Annotated in this window: 15 protein-coding genes; 12 read left to right on the plus strand and 3 right to left on the minus strand. The window is 44.4% G+C overall.

The genetic code is table 11. From position 1 onward, the window contains the following. The first annotated feature begins 262 nt into the window (after positions 1-262). The 6 genes from ACQP6D_RS02700 (at position 263) to ACQP6D_RS02725 (ending at position 9102) form a co-directional block, all read left to right on the plus strand. Positions 263-1471: a sugar efflux transporter gene (locus ACQP6D_RS02700; protein WP_370387894.1), complete on the plus strand. Its 1209-nt coding sequence runs from the start codon at positions 263-265 to the stop codon at positions 1469-1471. A 422-nt stretch (positions 1472-1893) separates the two neighbouring features. Next, a complete protein-coding gene (gabT, locus tag ACQP6D_RS02705) occupies positions 1894-3168 on the plus strand; it encodes a 4-aminobutyrate--2-oxoglutarate transaminase (protein WP_427857359.1) in 1275 nt (424 codons plus the stop codon). A gap of 49 nt (positions 3169-3217) precedes the next feature. Beyond that, positions 3218-4705, plus strand: a complete 1488-nt coding sequence (locus ACQP6D_RS02710) for an NAD-dependent succinate-semialdehyde dehydrogenase (RefSeq protein WP_427857360.1) — start codon at positions 3218-3220, stop codon at positions 4703-4705. 155 nt (positions 4706-4860) lie between these two features. Next, on the plus strand, positions 4861-6246 hold the full coding sequence (locus tag ACQP6D_RS02715; protein WP_427857361.1) for an amino acid permease: 1386 nt from the start codon (positions 4861-4863) through the stop codon (positions 6244-6246). Positions 6247-6389: 143 nt separating this feature from the next. Beyond that, positions 6390-7640, plus strand: a complete 1251-nt coding sequence (gene kynU, locus ACQP6D_RS02720) for a kynureninase (protein WP_427857362.1) — start codon at positions 6390-6392, stop codon at positions 7638-7640. An 82-nt stretch (positions 7641-7722) separates the two neighbouring features. Beyond that, the gene (locus ACQP6D_RS02725; protein WP_427857363.1) at positions 7723-9102 is read left to right on the plus strand and encodes an amino acid permease; all 1380 of its coding nucleotides are present in this window, start codon (positions 7723-7725) and stop codon (positions 9100-9102) included. Between the two features lie 354 nt (positions 9103-9456). On the opposite strand, the gene ACQP6D_RS02730 is transcribed toward ACQP6D_RS02725, so the two are convergent. Both ACQP6D_RS02730 and htpG read right to left on the minus strand, forming a co-directional pair. Beyond that, on the minus strand, positions 9457-9867 hold the full coding sequence (locus tag ACQP6D_RS02730) for a DUF2628 domain-containing protein (RefSeq protein ID WP_427857364.1): 411 nt from the start codon (positions 9865-9867) through the stop codon (positions 9457-9459). A 312-nt stretch (positions 9868-10179) separates the two neighbouring features. Continuing rightward, the gene (gene htpG / locus ACQP6D_RS02735; protein WP_369608947.1) at positions 10180-12078 is read right to left on the minus strand and encodes a molecular chaperone HtpG; all 1899 of its coding nucleotides are present in this window, start codon (positions 12076-12078) and stop codon (positions 10180-10182) included. A gap of 213 nt (positions 12079-12291) precedes the next feature. Here htpG and ACQP6D_RS02740 point away from each other — a divergent pair, with 213 nt between their 5' ends. The 6 genes from ACQP6D_RS02740 (at position 12292) to ACQP6D_RS02765 (ending at position 16758) form a co-directional block, all read left to right on the plus strand. Continuing rightward, positions 12292-13392 (plus strand): conjugal transfer protein, encoded by a 1101-nt coding sequence (locus ACQP6D_RS02740; RefSeq protein WP_427857365.1) that lies wholly within the window; start codon positions 12292-12294, stop codon positions 13390-13392. A 1-nt stretch (position 13393) separates the two neighbouring features. Further along, the gene (locus tag ACQP6D_RS02745) at positions 13394-13867 is read left to right on the plus strand and encodes a low molecular weight protein-tyrosine-phosphatase (protein WP_427857366.1); all 474 of its coding nucleotides are present in this window, start codon (positions 13394-13396) and stop codon (positions 13865-13867) included. 175 nt (positions 13868-14042) lie between these two features. Beyond that, the gene (locus tag ACQP6D_RS02750) at positions 14043-14771 is read left to right on the plus strand and encodes a YebC/PmpR family DNA-binding transcriptional regulator (RefSeq protein ID WP_100139871.1); all 729 of its coding nucleotides are present in this window, start codon (positions 14043-14045) and stop codon (positions 14769-14771) included. A gap of 69 nt (positions 14772-14840) precedes the next feature. Then, a complete protein-coding gene (locus tag ACQP6D_RS02755) occupies positions 14841-15050 on the plus strand; it encodes a dioxygenase (protein WP_100139870.1) in 210 nt (69 codons plus the stop codon). Next, complete coding sequence (locus ACQP6D_RS02760; RefSeq protein ID WP_367440365.1) at positions 15047-15433, plus strand: VanZ family protein; 387 nt, start codon at positions 15047-15049, stop codon at positions 15431-15433. Before ACQP6D_RS02755 ends, ACQP6D_RS02760 begins: the two co-directional genes overlap by 4 nt. Before the next feature lie 2 nt (positions 15434-15435). Continuing rightward, on the plus strand, positions 15436-16758 hold the full coding sequence (locus ACQP6D_RS02765) for an aminopeptidase P N-terminal domain-containing protein (protein WP_427857367.1): 1323 nt from the start codon (positions 15436-15438) through the stop codon (positions 16756-16758). A gap of 74 nt (positions 16759-16832) precedes the next feature. Here ACQP6D_RS02765 and hslO read toward each other — a convergent pair whose 3' ends face one another. Continuing rightward, positions 16833-17747 carry an Hsp33 family molecular chaperone HslO gene (gene hslO / locus ACQP6D_RS02770; RefSeq protein ID WP_427857469.1) on the minus strand — a complete coding sequence of 305 codons (915 nt, stop codon included), beginning with the start codon at positions 17745-17747 and terminating at the stop codon, positions 16833-16835. Positions 17748-17775: the final 28 nt, after the last annotated feature.

A 17775-nucleotide genomic window follows, 5' to 3' on the forward strand; every position in this document is an offset into this window, starting at 1 on the left:
TTTTATCTTAATAGCATTATTAATAAAATAATTTTTTAATTAACAAATAAAATCCTCTATTTTCATTCTCATGTATTTCCACTATCACCTGTATCCTATTTGAAATATTGTTTATCAAGCATTTATATTCACTATTTAATTTATATATTAACAATTTCCCTGATCGCGCTTTACATATTAAAAAGCCATTGGGTACCAGCTTTTACAATGTATCAGCCGATATGTGATATAACACTTTTATTTCAGTATAGATAAATTAAACGTGGTAGAAAAAATTAGTTTAAAACAAAAGGCCTATATTATTCTTGGTTCTTTTCTGGTGGCCGCATTCATTATTGGTATTGCCGGTGCGCTACAGGCACCCACTCTCAGCCGTTATCTGGCGAAAGAAGTGCAAGCTAACCCCTATCAGATCGGCCTATTTTATTCAGTCAATGCCATTGCTGGTATTGTTGTGAGTTTTCTTCTGGCGCAGTACTCAGATAATAAAGGTATCCGCCGCAATATTATTTTATTCTGTTGTCTGATGGGCATCGGTAACTGTATCACCTTCGCCTTTTCACGCCACTACCTATTACTTATCTCTGTGGGTATCTTTTTTTCCGCATTTACGTCAGCTGCGATGCCACAGATTTTTGCTTCAGCACGTGAATATACCGACCATACCGGACGTAATGTCGTGGTATTCAACGGCATTCTCCGCGCACAGTTATCATTAGCATGGGTTATCGGACCGCCCTTATCCTTTACATTGGCAGTTAAATATGGTTTTACCGCCATGTATCTGAGTGCAGCGGCTATGTTCTTGGTTGCCCTCCTAATTATTTTTATGTTTTTTCCTGCTATCAGACGTTCTGCTCCAGCCAGCAAATCTTCAGAACCAAAAGAAAAAATATTTCGCAACCGCAACGTAATGTTTTTATTTATCGCTTCAATCTGCATGGGCACAGCCAATATGATGTATTTAATTGACATGCCGCTGTATCTGAACCAGATTTTGCCATCCGCCCCATCCCTGCCCGGACATTTGATGGGCGTAGCCGCAGCCATTGAAATTCCGGCCATGCTGGTGGCTAGCATGCTGGTACCGCGTTTTGGAAATAAAAACCTAATTTGCTTTGCCGTAATATGTGGCATCATTTTCTATATAGGCATGATTATCAGTCAGAAAGAATGGATACTGATTGCGCTACAACTATTCAATGGCCTGTTTATCGGTATTGTAGCCAGTATTGGACTGATTTATTTTCAGGACCTGCTGCCAGGGCGGACGGGAGTAGCTTCAACACTATTTAATAACTGTATTTCGTGCAGCATCATTCTGGCCGGTATGTTGCAAGGCACCGCTTCAGCCAATTTTGGCCATCATTTAATTTATATTCTTGCTTTAATCATGGTATCGGTTTCCCTGATTTTCAGTCTAATAATTACCAATCCGGTACATAAAAAAACCAAACACTTAAAAAATTGATTCACACATCCTGAGCCATTTCTGGCCATCTTTCAGGCTGAACTAAACGGTTCAGCTTTTTTACAACATATACCTAAACTCAGATTTCTGTATGGCGAGCGCCCACCAAAAAAAGAATATATGCATAAATTAAGCAATTAAATAACCATATCAAATTAGTTTGCAATACTAATTACCAACATTAATACAGATAAAATTATATAATTCCACTCATTCAGCATTTAAAACCATAATTTTTGCACATGCATCTTTCGGTTGCATTGACAGTGCAAATTTAATCCCGTAACTTAACAGAAAAATCCAAATCTTTTTTTGGTTGAATAAATACAGTCAGTTAATGACATAGTTACATCGCATTACCATACATTCAGTATGCGAAAACACCAGCTCAGGCCGGTCTACATTTTTCTGGAGAGAATTTTATGAATCAAACAAGCAACGTGCGTCAGCGCCAGCTGGCTGCCGCCCCGCGTGGTGTCGGCTTTATGTGTGACTTTTATATTGATCACGCTAAAAATGCCGAATTTTGGACACCTGAAGGCAAACGTTATATTGATTTTGCCGGTGGCATCGGCGTACTCAATACCGGTCACCTACACCCTAAAGTTCAACAGGCTGTGGCCGACCAGTTGCAGAAATTTTCTCATACCTGCTTTAATACCGTGCCGTATGAGCTCTATGCCAAAGTAGCCGAAAAAATCAATGCACTTGCGCCCATCTCCGGCGATAAACGTACAATGTTTGTTACTTCCGGTGCCGAAGCAGTAGAAAACGCCATCAAAATTGCCCGAGCCTATACCAAACGCCGCGGCGTCATTGCTTTCAATGGTGCTTTTCATGGCCGCACCAATCTCACTATGGCTTTAACCGGTAAAATTGCCCCTTATAAAGTTGATTTTGGGCCATTTCCAGCCGACATCGTTCATGCGCCCTATCCCAACGCTTTACATGGCGTGAGCATAGAGGATGCCCTTTATGGTCTGCATAATATTTTTAAATGCCATCTGGCCGCCAGCGACGTTGCAGCTATCATCATCGAAGTAGTACAAGGTGAAGGAGGCTTCAATGTTACCCCAAATGAATTCCTGCGCGCTTTACGACAGCTGGCAGATGAACACGGCATTGTGCTAATTTTTGATGAAATCCAGTCTGGTTTTGCCCGTAGCGGCAAGCTGTTCGCCACAGAATGGACAGGTGTTGAACCCGATTTAATGACTATTGCCAAATCTCTGGCCGGTGGATTTCCCTTATCCGGCGTAGTAGGCAAAGAAGTTATTATGAACGCACCGGTAGTCGGTGGTCTGGGTGGTACCTATGCAGGCAGCCCGCTAGGTCTGGCTGCGGCTGATGCTGTGATCGATGTGATTGAAACCGAAAAATTGTGTGAACGCGCCACAGTGCTGGGCAACCGTTTAAAGGAACGCTTCAACAGTCTGAAACAAACCATACCAGAAATTGCCGAAGTACGCGGCCCCGGCTCCATGGTTGCACTTGAACTAGTGAAAGCAGGCACGTCCGAACCCAATGCCGAAATGACCAAAAAAGTTCAGCAGTTAGCACTTGAAAATGGACTGATGATTCTCACCTGCGGCCAGTACTATAACGTCATCCGCTGCCTGTACCCGCTCACCATTGAAGCCAATGTATTTGATGAAGCACTAAACATACTTGAAGCAGCCGTGCGTCAGGCTCAATAATAACTACTCAGCAAGCTGCCTGTGCTCACCGCATATTCGGCAGCCTGTAATGTCTGATACAGTTAATTTGGAAAAAATTATGCAACTGCATGATCGTGCACTTTTAAAAACCCAATGTCTGATAAATGGCCAATGGGTAAATGCTGATAACAGCGCTGTTATTTCAGTTATCAATCCGGCCAACGGACACAATCTGGCCGATGTACCACGCATGGGCGCCGCAGAAGCAGAACGTGCCGTCGCCGCGGCACAGGCTGCCTTGAAACCATGGCAGGCTAAATCAGCCAAAGAACGCAGTAATTTGCTGCGCCGCTGGTTTGAGCTGATGATGCAGCATCAGGAAGATTTAGGCATTATCCTAACCTCAGAACAAGGCAAACCTTTAGCCGAAGCCAAAGGTGAAATTGCCTATGGTGCATCTTATCTAGAATGGTATGCCGAAGAAGCCAAACGCATTTACGGCGACACCATACCAGCACCATCCAACGACAAACGCATTATGGTACTCAAGCAGCCGATAGGTGTGTGTGCCGCGATTACCCCGTGGAACTTTCCCAATGCCATGATTACGCGCAAAATTGCGCCGGCGCTGGCTGCTGGGTGTACTTTTGTTATCCGCCCTGCATCACAAACCCCGCTCTCTGCACTGGCTATTGCCGAACTAGCTCAACGTGCTGGCATTCCAGCCGGCGTAGTGAATGTTATCACTGGCAGCTCAAGTGAAATCGGCAAAGTACTTACCGAAGACGAACGGGTGAAAAAATTCAGCTTCACCGGTTCCACCGAAGTAGGCCGCAAACTGATTGCGCAATGTGCCGGCACCGTGAAAAAAGTTTCCATGGAGCTGGGCGGCAATGCACCATTTATCGTATTTAACGACGCCGATATTGATGCCGCCGTTGAAGGTGCGATGATTTCCAAATTCCGAAATGCCGGCCAGACTTGTGTCTGTGCCAACCGCTTATACGTACAAAGCGCAGTTTACGATGAGTTTGTCAGCAAACTGGCTCAGGCCATCGCTAAACTGAAAATCGGCAATGGACTAGAACAAGATGTCACTGTCGGCCCCTTGATTGACGCCAGTGCTGTAAACAAGGTTCAAGAACACATTGCTGACGCAGTAAGCAAAGGTGCAGAAATTGTAACCGGAGGTACTGCAGACCATCACGGCGAACTCTTCTTTCAGCCCACCCTGCTGAAAAATGTGACACAGGAAATGAAAGTGGCACGTGAAGAAACTTTCGGCCCGTTGGCACCGGTATTTCGCTTCGACAGCGAAGAAGATGTGGTCAGCTGGGCAAACGATACAGAATTCGGATTGGCCAGCTATTTTTACAGTCGAGACATCGGCCGTATCGTACGTGTCAGCGAAAATCTGGATTATGGCATGGTAGCCATCAATACCGGCCTGTTGTCGAATGAAGCTGCTCCATTTGGTGGCGTCAAACAATCAGGCCTTGGACGTGAAGGATCCAAATACGGCATTGAAGATTACCTAGAAATCAAATACATATTACTGGCCGGTATCGATCAGTAAATTCTGAATCTGCGGCAGCATCCTTTCATGCTGCCGCATTCCCCGCTGCAATTATAAAAAAACCTGAATGCTCTGCATCGATCAGGAAGACTTTTTGCGGGTTGCAATTGACTTAATTAGTCAGTCCAGCACTAATTCTTTTAGAGGAGAAAACATTGAGTACATCATCAACATTAAAAAATGGACTGAAATCCCGCCACTTGACCATGATATCTATAGCCGGCGTAATTGGTGGCGCCCTTTTTATCGGTTCGGGTTCAGTAATTTTTCATACCGGTCCGGCTGCCATATTGGCTTATGCTGCTGGTGGTCTATTGGTGATGCTGATTATGCGAATGCTCGGTGAAATGGCCGTGTCTCATCCCGACAGTGGCTCTTTTTCCACATATGCCGATATTGCTATCGGCCGCTGGGCTGGATTCAGTATTGGCTGGCTTTACTGGTATTTTTGGGCTCTACTAATGGGCTGGGAAGCTTATGTAGCCGGTAAAATTCTTAACAACTGGTTTCCGCTGATACCCATCTGGGGCTACATGCTGGCAATAACCATCGCATTAGTCATCATCAATCTAATGGATGTTAAGAATTACGGCGAATTTGAATTCTGGTTCGCCCTTATCAAAGTAGTCGCCATTGTTCTATTTCTGATTATAGGTAGTCTGGCCATCATGCATTTATGGCCATGGGGACAGGCAGATGCACAAGGATGGTCGCATTTAACCGGTCAGGGCTTTATGCCCAATGGCATCTCATCCGTGGTTACCGCACTGCTTGGGGTTATGTTTGCTTATATAGGAGCTGAAATCGTTACTGTTGCCGCTGCTGAATCCAGCCATCCAGCTACAGAAATCCGCAAAGCAACCAAATCCGTAGTCTGGCGCATTATTCTGTTTTATGTAGGTTCAATTTTTATCACCGTGTGTCTGATTCAATACAACGACCCGCATCTGAAGGATGCCACTTGGGGCACATACAGCGTGGTACTTACTTCTCTCGGTATTCCACAGGCACGCCACATTGTTAACTTCGTTGTACTCACATCCGTACTCAGTTGTTTTAATTCCGCTCTATACACTTGTTCACGCATGCTCTATTCATTAGCCAAACGCGGCGATGCCCATCAAATAATGGCCTATACTTCAAAAAACGGCAGCCCACAAATTGGCGTATTAGTATCCTGTGTCTTTACCTTATTGGCCGTATACCTTACCGCCACAGCTAAAATGAATGTTTACGACGTATTGATGACCGCTACCGGCACCATTGCTCTGTATGTCTATCTGGCCATTAGCTTCTCTCAATTATTTCTACGCAAAAAATTGGAAAAACAGGGAAAAATCATTAGTTTTAAAATGTGGTGCTTTCCTTGGCTCACCTATTTGGTTATCGCTCTAATTATTGCATCCATCATCACCATGATATTTGAAGGCACCTATAAATATGAAGTAATTTACACTAGCATATTGGCTGCCGTTATCCTGCTGATGGGTATGTTGGCTCAGGTATTCAAAATCGGCAGCAACCAAACCCGTATTGAATAAACCAAATCGACATTCCATGCAGAAAATTTAATAATCTGAAAAATATTGATACAGCTTAACCGAACTAAATAAATTGTGAATTTATTTACCATCACCAGCTGCAATTCAGTACACTATTCATTTTCAGATTCAACCTGAGCACAATGATTACACAAGAACAATGTCAGCAATGGGATGCCAGCGACAAACTGGCAGCATTTAAAACCCAGTTTGAATTACCACAAGGGATAATCTATCTGGATGGAAATTCTCTCGGCGCAAAGCCCCGTCAGTCCTCAGAGCGAGCACAGTCTGTAATTAATCAACAATGGGGCACAGACCTCATTAACAGCTGGAACAAAGCCGGCTGGTGGGATTTGCCGCTGCGGCTTGGCAACAAAATCGGCCAGCTCATAGGAGCTAAAGAAAATGAAACCGTCGTTACAGATACCACCAGCCTTAATCTTTTTAAAGTACTGGCAGCCGCGGTCGATATTCAGCAGCAAAAAGACAACCGCCGTAAAATCATCATAGCCGAACGTGATTCCTTCCCCACAGATATCTACATGATTGAAGGATTCATGGCGCTGATTAATCAGGGCTATCAACTCCAGTTAGTCGATACACCAGCAGATCTGGCCGAAAGCATTAATCAGCATACTGCCGTAGTTGTGCTGTCACATGTCAATTATCGTACCGGCTACCTGCACGATATGGCATCCACCAATGAACTTGTGCATAGTCATGGTGCCCTGCTTATTTGGGACTTATGTCATTCCATCGGTGCCGTACCCATTGATTTAAATAGTAGTAATAGCGACTTTGCCATCGGCTGTACCTACAAATACCTTAATGGTGGCCCTGGTGCTCCTGCCATGCTATGGGTGCATCAGCGCTATCAGACCGCATTCAGCCAGCCATTATCAGGCTGGTGGGGACACGAAAAACCGTTTGATATGGCAGTCAGCTATACACCTGCCGACAACATTCGTCGTTACCTCTGCGGTACACAGCCAATTGTCTCTATGAGCCTTATAGAGTGTGGCGTTGATATCTTTCTCCAAACTGATATGCAAGCCGTACGACACAAATCACTGCAACTGACCGATTTACTCATCAACCTCACTGAGCAGGAATGTGCCGGCCTTGGACTTACCTTGATTACCCCGCGCAAACATGAGCATCGCGGCAGTCACGTTAGCCTACGCCATCCACATGGTTATGCCATTGTACAGGCTCTGATTGCCCGCGGGGTAATTGGTGACTATCGCGAACCCGAAGTAATCAGGCTCGGCGTCACACCGCTATACCTGAGCTATACCGATATCTGGCAGGCTGTTCAGCATTTGAAACAGGTACTGATCAATCAGGAATGGGCACAGCCTAAGTTTCATACACGTGGGCAAGTAACCTGATAGACCGTTCTTTCATTCAGTCAGCTAAAAGCCGAGCGTGAATCTTCTGCTCGGCTTGTGCATCTCATCCTGAGGAAAAAAGATGAGCAATTTCGAGCGTATACAGTCGCGGGAAACCGGCCTGCATAAAAAACTATCTGCCAGCCAGATGAGCATGATTGCCATTGGCGGTGCCATTGGTACCGGCTTGTTTTTAGGCAGCAAATTTGCTATCGGCTTTGCCGGCCCTGCAGTAATTATCAGCTATACCCTTGGCGGACTAATTGCATTGGCACTTATGGGTTGTCTGGCAGAAATGACCGTCCAGCACCCCACATCCGGCTCATTTGGCGCTTATGCTGAATTCTATCTGCACCCACTGGCCGGCTTTCTGGTACGCTACAGTTACTGGGCTTGCATCGTATTAGCCGTAGGTACAGAAGTCACCGCCATTGCCGAATATATGAAATTCTGGTTTCCGCAAGTAGATTCATGGGTATGGATAGCCCTGTTTTCCTGCTGTTTGATTGGCGTCAACGCTTACAGTGTTAAAGCATTTGGTTCAGTAGAGTATTGGTTCTCAACCATCAAAATATTTGCCATCATAGTATTCATTTTGCTGGCAGTGGCTGTATTGGTATCACAAGGCAGTATCATCCGCATTGAGCACAATCTGTTTGGCAATGGCTTTGCCCCGCACGGATTTTCGGGTATTTGGACAGGAGTGATTATTTCGATATTCAGCTATCTGGGCATCGAAATGATTGCCATTGCCGCCGGAGAAGCCACTCACCCCGAGCAAGCCGTAAAAACAGCTTTCAAAGGTACACTAGCGCGACTGTTGATTTTCTACTTACTTGCACTCAGTCTGATAGTAATGCTGGTACCATGGCAGGAACTAATCAAAACAGGTAGTACCAGCCCCTTTGTAACTGTCATGCAAAACGTTGGCATCCCGTATGCAGACAGCATCCTTAATTTTATTGTTATAGTGGCCGCACTTTCCGCAATGAATAGCATGCTCTACATCGCCACACGTATGATGTTCAGCCTGTCTCGCGCCAACGAAGCACCACAAATACTCGGTAAAGTAAAAAGTAACGGTGTGCCATTGAATGCGCTGGCTTTATCTTCCGCGGGAATTGCTGTAGCGGCTCTGGTATATATGTTTAAACCGGAAAGCGCTTTTCCAGTAATGATAGCGTTATCTATGTTTGGTGCTTTGTTCAGTTGGGGCGCCGTATTTTTGACCCATCTGTGTTTTCGTATCCGCATGCAGAGACAGCAGCAGACACTAAAATTTCGTGTACCCGGATTTCCTTATATTACGCTGGCCGGTTTAATATCCATCATCAGTATTCTGATAACAACATGGTTTACACCGATTTTCCACGCCACCCTTCTATTTGGTCTTCCTTTTCTAGTGTGCTTAGTACTAGCCTATCTCATTCAGGCATGTCATAAAAAAAACACAGCAAAGTAAACCTTTCCTACTTAAATACAAAGCAGCTTCGAGGCTTTACTCTGAAGCTGCTGTTGTATTTCTTAAATAATGCCATATATTATTACTAATGGATAAAAATATTGTTTTCTGATATGTTCAAAAATGAAAGAGTTTATTTTAAAGCCAATTTAATTAATAACAAATAAATATTTATGTAATAAATTATAATTACCACTTCGGCTTAAATTTATTATTTATTGAATACATAATTTATTAAGTTAAATTTTGAAAATAGAGTCCATAAAACTATAACAAATATATGATTAACAAACTAATGCTGAGTTAGTAACAACTAAAACTTTTCAATCAAGAATACAATATTATTCGCGCAGCTTAAAACATTCCTTCAAATATATTAAAGGATTTAGATTTCTTCACTCGATGTAAATAATATGCCGTATTTGCTATTGACATTGATAATATTACATTGAAACATATTAAAATTCCTCGACTTCCACCACAGACAATAATAATTTCATCCATCAAAAACAGAAATATCCATAATACAATTGCTTTACGCCACATTCCCATACATAAAAAATACAATGGACCAAAACATGCAAAAAAATTACCTGTTACTATTATCCGCTGTTTTAATGGCAATAGTTTGAAATTTTCTTTGAATTTTGCAGTATTTTTGAATTTAGGCCAACCATTTTTTTCATAAAATTCAAATCTGAACTGCCAAGCTTTGCTTAAGCCCCAATTAGAAAAATCAAAATTTTCCTTGCTATTGTTATCCATCAAAACTCCAAAAAATATTGAAAAAAATTTAATCACTACATTCTATAAAAAATAATATCGCAATTTAACTAATTTTTCAATTTATACTCTTTTAATGAACATATATTTAAAATTTTGGTTCAAATAAAGTTGAATTTATAGATTAAAATTAATTATTTTAGACATCAGCCAAAATCTGCTTTAAAACATTTGAATATTCAATTTATAGTCATTATATAAATAGCATTATTCATACAATATAATTAAATCTAAAAAATTATTAAGACATAAAAAAGCTGCCTTAAATAAGGCAGCTTAGACTAAAAAATCCTATTACTGATTCATCGTCAGTAACAAATGATTCATACGTTTCACAAATGCAGCCGGATTTTCCAGCTTACCGCCCTCAGCCAACAGTGCCTGGTCATAAACCAGTTCAGCCAACTCATTACGCTGAGCTTCGTCTTGTTCCACAGCAATTTTCTTAATCAGCGGATGTTCGGGGTTAATTTCCAGCGTAGGTTTCGTATGCGGAATTTGTCCCGCAGCACCCGAAGCCTCAAGCATGCGTGCCAGATGCTGGCTCATATCATGCTCACCTACTACCAAACAGGCTGGACTATCTGTCAGCCGTGCCGTTGCCCGCACAGCTTCCACCTTATCGCCCAGTGCAGTCTTGATCTGTTCTACCAATTCTTTATTGTCTTCTTCGGTTTTTGCCTGTGCCGCTTTTTCTTCCTCATCGGCCAAATTACCCAGATCCAGTGAACCTTTGGCCACACTCACCAGAGCCTTGCCATCAAATTCCGGCAGACTATTTACTACCCATTCATCCACACGGTCAGTCAGTAGTAATACCTCCACACCTTTTTTCAGGAAGATTTCCAAATGTGGACTGTTTTTTGCTGCGGCATAACTATCGGCGGTAATGTAATAAATCTTTTCCTGACCTTCCTTCATGCGGCCAATATAATCAGCTAGTGAAACATTTTGCTCACTACCATCATTATGGGTGGAAGCAAACCGACACAAACCAGCAATCTTTTCCTTATTACTGAAATCTTCAGCAATACCTTCTTTCAGCGTATTCCCGAATACCTGCCAGAATTCAGTATATTTTTCCGGCTGGTTTTTCTTCAAATCTTCAAGTAACGACAAAACTTTTTTCACACTACCTGCACGAATCGCATCCAGATCACGGCTTTCCTGCAGAATTTCACGTGATACATTCAGTGGTAGATCACTGCTGTCTATCACGCCACGGATAAAACGCAAATAAGAAGGCATTAGCTTTTTTGCGTCATCCATAATAAATACACGTTTCACATACAACTGCACCCCATGCTTGGGTTCACGTTCATACAAATCAAATGGTGCATGTTTAGGGATATACAGCAAACCCGTATACTCATGCCGGCCTTCTACCCGAAAATGAGTCCATGCCAACGCATCATCATAATCATGTGAAACATGACGATAAAATGTCTGATATTGCTCATCACTGATTTCATTTTTCGGGCGTTGCCACAGCGCCTGCGCCTGATTCACCACCTCCAGCTCATCAGACGGTTTTACATTACCTTCTTCATCATATTCCGGTGCTTTTTTCATATAAATCGGCACAGAAATGTGGTCACTGTAAGTCGTCACAATGCGACGCAAAGTCCAGTCAGACAGCAAATCCTTCTCATCTTCTTTCAGATGTAAAATCACATCAGTACCACGAGAAGCTTTGCTAATCGGCTCAACAGTAAATTCACCGTCACCGGCACTTACCCAGCGCACCCCTTCATTTTCAGCCACACCAGCTTTACGACTTTCAACAGTTACGCTGTCGGCCACAATGAAAGCAGAATAAAAGCCCACACCAAACTGGCCAATCAAATTGGCATCTTTCTTATCATCACCTGTCAGCTTTTCCAAAAACGCTTTGGTACCCGATTTGGCAATAGTGCCCAGATGCTCGATCACATCTGCTTCACTCATACCAATACCGTTATCAGAAACCGTAATCGTTTTGGCTTCCGCATCCGCAGTTACCGTGATTCTGAATTCAGCATCATCACCGAGCAAAGAAGCATCATTCAATGATTCAAAGCGCAACTTATCACAGGCATCGGCCGCATTGGAAATCAGCTCTCGCAAAAAAATCTCTTTATTACTGTACAAAGAGTGAATCATCAGCTGTAACAACTGCTTAACTTCAGTCTGAAAACTGTGTGTTTGTTTCATAATTGTTCTCGAATTACCCAAAAATAATTGTTGTTTGATAAAAATAAGGGCAGCCCGATTCAGTTTCAAGCCAAACAACTAATCAAATCCGCAGCAATCTAAAGTATAAAATTCCACGGGTCACAAACAGAAAATACCCCTGTACTCGTTTCACACAAAACTAATTGCTACAATATCACCTTTACACAAGTCTACTTAAACAGACACAACATCATGAACACACATCACTGTCTGCCTGATACAAGGGCATTTCCAACTGATCCAGTCAAAAACGACCTGCTCATACATGCAGCCAGCTTGGCCAACCCAACATCCAAAGCACAGACCACCCTTGCCCGCGAAAGTCTGCATGTAGAAATCAGCCGCATGCTGGCCCAAAACCATTACACCAACCTCGCCGTAGCCTTGTCCATGGCAGCCAGCAGCAAGATATACAACATCCTCTGGGAAAGCCTAGAAAACGTCTTACAGGCACACACACCCACAGAAGTACAATGGCTCGCACTGCCTGTCATCGTTGTAGGTGGAGCCAAAGAAAATATTTGTCTTCCCGACACTATCCCAGTAACTGCCATAGCTGAAATCTTTAAAAACCAACCATGGACAGATGCTTGGCAAACCATCCACTGGGCACCACACCTCATCAATGACACCACCCTGACCCACATCAAGGCCAGTCAATGGTTCGCTGCCAAGCAAAATCCACAAAGCGCTGCAGAATTTCTCAGTCAGCTGCCGCACACCCCGCTTATAGTGGAAACGGGCCAGTCAGTACAAGTATTTTACGCACTTGGCTTTGCCGGCTCAGACATCCTACCAGCCCTCGGCCATCAGCTAGCAGATACCGCCCTACCCCTGATGCAGGTTTGGCAAACCCATCTAGCCAGTGCCGGAGCCACATTATTTACTAATCCGCTGCCACCGCAATCACCACTCAATGCCTTACGCAGCGGCAGTGCTATGCGTTTGCGTATGGCGTGTGATGTATTTACCACCAATGCCATCCGTTCTATTCGCTTGCAAAGCCCGCGCGTGGGCGTGGTTATCGCAGCACAAGATGGTGGCAATATCCTGTTTGGATTCAACGCTACCGACAGCGCATTCGAACTTCAGCCGCAGATTTTCCGCTGGCCGCTTACTCAAGCGGATGATATCGATACCATCGTACAAAATTTCATAGATTTACTGGCCGAATGCCATGTTGAAAACATCCACCTACTGCATGAGCCCATCAGTGCGCAAGCACAACTACCCAGCTATGCCCAATCCATCAACATGATCGGGCATAATCCACTATTTCCGCGGAGCCACTGACATGCCGGCCACCAAAGTATTATTTGTCTGTTTAGGTAACATCTGCCGTTCACCCATGGCCGAATATATCCTGCGCAAACTCGTAGCAGAAAAAGGGCTGAGTGAACAAATTGAAATAGCCAGTGCCGGTACATCCGGCTGGCACAACGGCGAAGACATGCATCAAGGCACAAAACAAATTCTCATTGCTCATAATATCAACAGCGATGGATTTCAAAGCAGCGAGGTCAGGCCAGAAGATATCGCCATTTACGATCATATCATCGCCATGGATGACAAAAATCTACATGATTTAGCCCGTATTTTCGGCGATAGCCGTCCAGACAAAGTTTACAAAATTACCGACTTGCTGCCAGAAAGTGAATACGATTATGTCCCCGATCCCTATTTCAGCGGCAATTTTAGCGAAACCTACACCATCATCCATGCCGGCTGCATTGCATGGTTAAATCATTGGCAACGCCAACATATATAAAAACTCTAGCTTGCTTCATCTCAATACAAACCATAGAGCAGCCTACTCAATAAAAAAGCAATATGGTAAAATTAATACCATATTTCAATTATTTGATGGCGTTAAAACCTGCCAAAGCCAAAAGCTTTGGCATTGTTTTGATACATAAAATCATCATAGAAACAAGGATTTTAAAATGGCAGGACACAGCAAGTGGGCCAATATCCAGCATCGTAAAGGGCGTCAGGATGCCAAACGCGGCAAAATCTTCACCCGCCTGATTAAAGAAATTACCATTGCCGCCAGACTAGGTGGCGGTGATCCATCAGCCAATCCGCGCCTGCGTCTGGCAATGGATAAAGCCACCGATGCCAACATGCCTAAAGACAATATTCAGCGTGCCATAGACAAAGGCACTGGCAATCTCGAAGGTGTCGAATATGTAGAACTGCGCTATGAAGGGTATGGTACAGGTGGTGCTGCAGTGATGGTAGACTGCCTCACCGACAACAAAACCCGTACCGTAGCCGATGTACGCCATGCCTTTACCAAGCACGGCGGCAATCTGGGTACAGATGGTTCTGTAGCCTTTCAGTTTGCTCATCAGGGCTATTTACTCTTTAGCCCCGACGTTGATGAAGATAGCCTCATGGAAGCCGCCCTAGAAGCCGGTGCGGATGATGTCATCATACAGGAAGACGGTTCAAAAGAAGTCATTACAGAGCCTTATCAGTACAGCAGCATCAAAGAAGCACTCGAACAAGCAGGATTTCATGCTGCTGACGGCGAAGTCACCATGCGTCCGGTCAACGAAACGGTACTAGAAGGTGAAGAGGCAGAAAAAATGCAACGCTTACTTGACGCTCTCGAAGATCTCGACGACGTTCAGAACGTCTACACCACCGCAGTACTGGAAACCGAATAAAGCCAAACGGACTGCTATCCAGTCCGTTTTTTCTTACTTCCCCTCAACAGGCACAAAACGCTCATATTCATGCAAGCCACTACCCAATTTTTTCAAACCGCTTCTGCCGGAGAATGTGCCGAAGTTCTCGATTTTTGGTTAAATGAATGCAGCATAGATGAAGCACCGGATACAGCAACCATACAGCAATGGCAACAGCTATTTTTACAGCGCGGCAATAAATTCATTCGCCTTGCATCTTTGTGCCAGCAATGGCTCAGCGAAGCAGAATCCCGATGAAAGCTACCCTTTATTTCAACAAATGGCTGCTCATTGCCATCGTGTGGTTTCTAGCTAGCATTTATTTTCTGTTTTTCAAATCCAGCGGCAATCCTGTGCCTATTCCACAGTTCGATAAAATCTGCCACTTCGGCCTGTTTTTTGGCCAATTCTGGTTAATGGCCAAAGCCTGTTTCAGTGCTGGTTTCACCATACCCCAACGTCTGCTTCTCATCAGCGCCATTATCTGGGCAGCCACCAGCGAAATCATTCAAGCACTGTTTACCACCCGCAATGGCGATATAATGGATGCCATTGCCGACCTTAGCGGTGCCATACTCGCACTATGGCTGGCTCAACAAATACAAACTGCTCGCCGCAACGGCAGCAGGGAGAAATACTAATAATGGATACTGACATCAACGTTTACCGGCAGCGACGCCAACATGTACTTAGTCAAATTGGCGAAGATGGAGTGGCTATTATTTTTGCCGCACCCGAACAAAGACGCAGTAACGACACCGAATACCCTTACCGACAGGACAGCTATTTTCATTATCTCACCGGTTTTCCCGAACCTGGTGCAGCCCTGATTCTCAACGGGCGCGAGCACAGTGCTACATTACTGTGCCGCAACAAAGACCCCGAACATGAAATCTGGAATGGTTTCCGCTATGGCTACAGCGCTGCGCGCGAAGTATTTGCGTTTGATTGCGCCGATGACATCGGCCAGTGGCCGGCTTACCTCAAAAAAGCCCTGTCCGGCCATCGCCACCTGTTTGCCCTCTGGGGACTCTATCCCGACAATGATTCTAAAGTGCAGGAATTATGGTATGAAATTGCCCGCATAGCTAATTACCGCAAAACCAACGGCAGCACAATCGCACCTGAGAGCATGGTGAATCTTGCCACCATACTCGACCCAATGCGCCTAATAAAAGATGAGCATGAACAAAAAATCATGCGCATCGCCACCGAAATCAGTGCACAAGCACACATACGAGCCATGCAGACCACACGTCCGGGGCAATTCGAGTATCAGGTAGAAGCAGAAATTCTGCACGAATTCATGCAGCGCGGAGCACGTTTTCCCTCCTACAACAGCATCGTAGCCGGTGGCAAAAACGCCTGCTGTCTTCATTACGTCAGCAATAATTGCCAGCTTAAGCCAAATGAGCTACTCATGATTGACGCCGGTGCTGAGTATCAAATGTACGCCGGAGACATTAGCCGTACCTTTCCCATAAACGGCCGTTTTACAAGTGCTCAAAAAGATGTTTACGACATCGTACTGGCAGTTAATCAAGCCAGCATAGCTTCTACAGTCAAACAAGCATACTGGCAAACCATCAGCACTGCGGCAATCCAAATGCTTACTCAAGGACTAATCGATCTAGGCATACTGCATGGCAGTCTGGAACAAAACATCGAAGCGCAGACTTACCGCCGTTTTTACATGCATGGCCTTGGCCACTGGCTAGGTCTAGATGTTCATGATGTGGGTGGTCGTTTCGATAATCAAGAACAACCCATATTACTACAGCCAGGCATGGTCACCACTATAGAGCCCGGTTTGTACATCAGCGCCGCAGATGATATACCAAAAGCATTTCACAATATAGGCATCCGCATCGAAGACAACATATTGGTTACAGAAAACGGCAACGAAGTACTCACTGCCTCCGTACCCAAAACCATTCCTGAAATAGAAGCTATAATGCAACATTAAGTTAGCATCTCAGATACATCAGCGTATAAAAAAGCAGCCAGTTATTGAACTGGCTGTTTTTTCAGCTTAAAGCATTAATGATTGATTTGTCGCGCTGCCAGCTCCTGCTGAGCTGTGGCAACCACATTACTGCCAAACAAAGCATTGACATCAGCTTCATCAAATACATAACGTTCATGACAAAAATCACAGTTCACCTCTACACTGCCTTGCTCAGCTACAGCTTCACCCACCTCTTGTCCGCCCAGCAATAACAACATATCGCTAACCTTGCCACGCGAACAAGTACAGGCAAACTCCACATTTTGCGGCGAAAACAGCCGTACCTCATGTTCATGAAACAGGCGAAAAAGTAAAGTCTGCACATCCAAATTTAACAATTCATCTGCTGTCAGCGTTTCTGCCAGAGCACACAATTCAGCCCAGCTATCATCATTAATATCTTGTTCAGGCAGCCTCTGCAACAACAACCCGCCAGCCTTTGATTCATCAGCGGCCAGCGTAATATGCGTGGCCAGCTGCTCAGAACGCGCCATATAATTCATCAGCATCTGTGCAATACTGTTTCCGGACAGCTCCACCATACCCTGCCAAGATTCACCCTGAGCTGGCTGTAAAGTCAGCACAAACATACCGCCCTCACCCAGCAAATCCACGAGCGACATATTTTCATCGATTTTTGCAGACTCATCCCAGCGTGCTGTAGCTCGGCAGGTAGCAGCCGATGTAGCTTCAGCAACAAGCATCTTCAGCACACCCTTACCCTGCACCTGTACAATCAGATTACCATCAAACTTCAGATTGCTTGCCAGCAGCACCGCTGCTACAGTCAGCTCACCCAGAGCACGGTGAATCGCCTTAGGATAAGCTTTATTCTCTGCTACATGCTGCCATACTTCTTGCAAATTCACATGCAGACCACGCACCGGACAATCATCAAACACAAATCGTGTCAATTGATCCGACGATATCAACTTAGTTTCTGCCATCATCAAAACCCCGACAAAATGAATAATT

The organism is Snodgrassella sp. CS2 (genome assembly GCF_050310315.1).
Taxonomy (GTDB): Bacteria; Pseudomonadota; Gammaproteobacteria; order Burkholderiales; family Neisseriaceae; genus Snodgrassella; species Snodgrassella alvi_E.

Bases quoted from the DNA above. Each gene is read 5' to 3' on its own strand.
- htpG (WP_369608947.1), bottom strand. From the start codon at position 12,078: ATGAAACAAACACACAGTTTTCAGACTGAAGTTAAGCAGTTGTTACAG.
- ACQP6D_RS02740 (WP_427857365.1), top strand. From the start codon at position 12,292: ATGAACACACATCACTGTCTGCCTGATACAAGGGCATTTCCAACTGAT.
- gabT (WP_427857359.1), top strand. From the start codon at position 1,894: ATGAATCAAACAAGCAACGTGCGTCAGCGCCAGCTGGCTGCCGCCCCG.
- kynU (WP_427857362.1), top strand. From the start codon at position 6,390: ATGATTACACAAGAACAATGTCAGCAATGGGATGCCAGCGACAAACTG.
- ACQP6D_RS02730 (WP_427857364.1), bottom strand. From the start codon at position 9,867: ATGGATAACAATAGCAAGGAAAATTTTGATTTTTCTAATTGGGGCTTA.
- ACQP6D_RS02755 (WP_100139870.1), top strand. From the start codon at position 14,841: ATGCAAGCCACTACCCAATTTTTTCAAACCGCTTCTGCCGGAGAATGT.
- ACQP6D_RS02745 (WP_427857366.1), top strand. From the start codon at position 13,394: ATGCCGGCCACCAAAGTATTATTTGTCTGTTTAGGTAACATCTGCCGT.
- ACQP6D_RS02760 (WP_367440365.1), top strand. From the start codon at position 15,047: ATGAAAGCTACCCTTTATTTCAACAAATGGCTGCTCATTGCCATCGTG.
- ACQP6D_RS02710 (WP_427857360.1), top strand. From the start codon at position 3,218: ATGTCTGATACAGTTAATTTGGAAAAAATTATGCAACTGCATGATCGT.
- ACQP6D_RS02765 (WP_427857367.1), top strand. From the start codon at position 15,436: ATGGATACTGACATCAACGTTTACCGGCAGCGACGCCAACATGTACTT.
- hslO (WP_427857469.1), bottom strand. From the start codon at position 17,747: ATGGCAGAAACTAAGTTGATATCGTCGGATCAATTGACACGATTTGTG.
- ACQP6D_RS02750 (WP_100139871.1), top strand. From the start codon at position 14,043: ATGGCAGGACACAGCAAGTGGGCCAATATCCAGCATCGTAAAGGGCGT.
- ACQP6D_RS02725 (WP_427857363.1), top strand. From the start codon at position 7,723: ATGAGCAATTTCGAGCGTATACAGTCGCGGGAAACCGGCCTGCATAAA.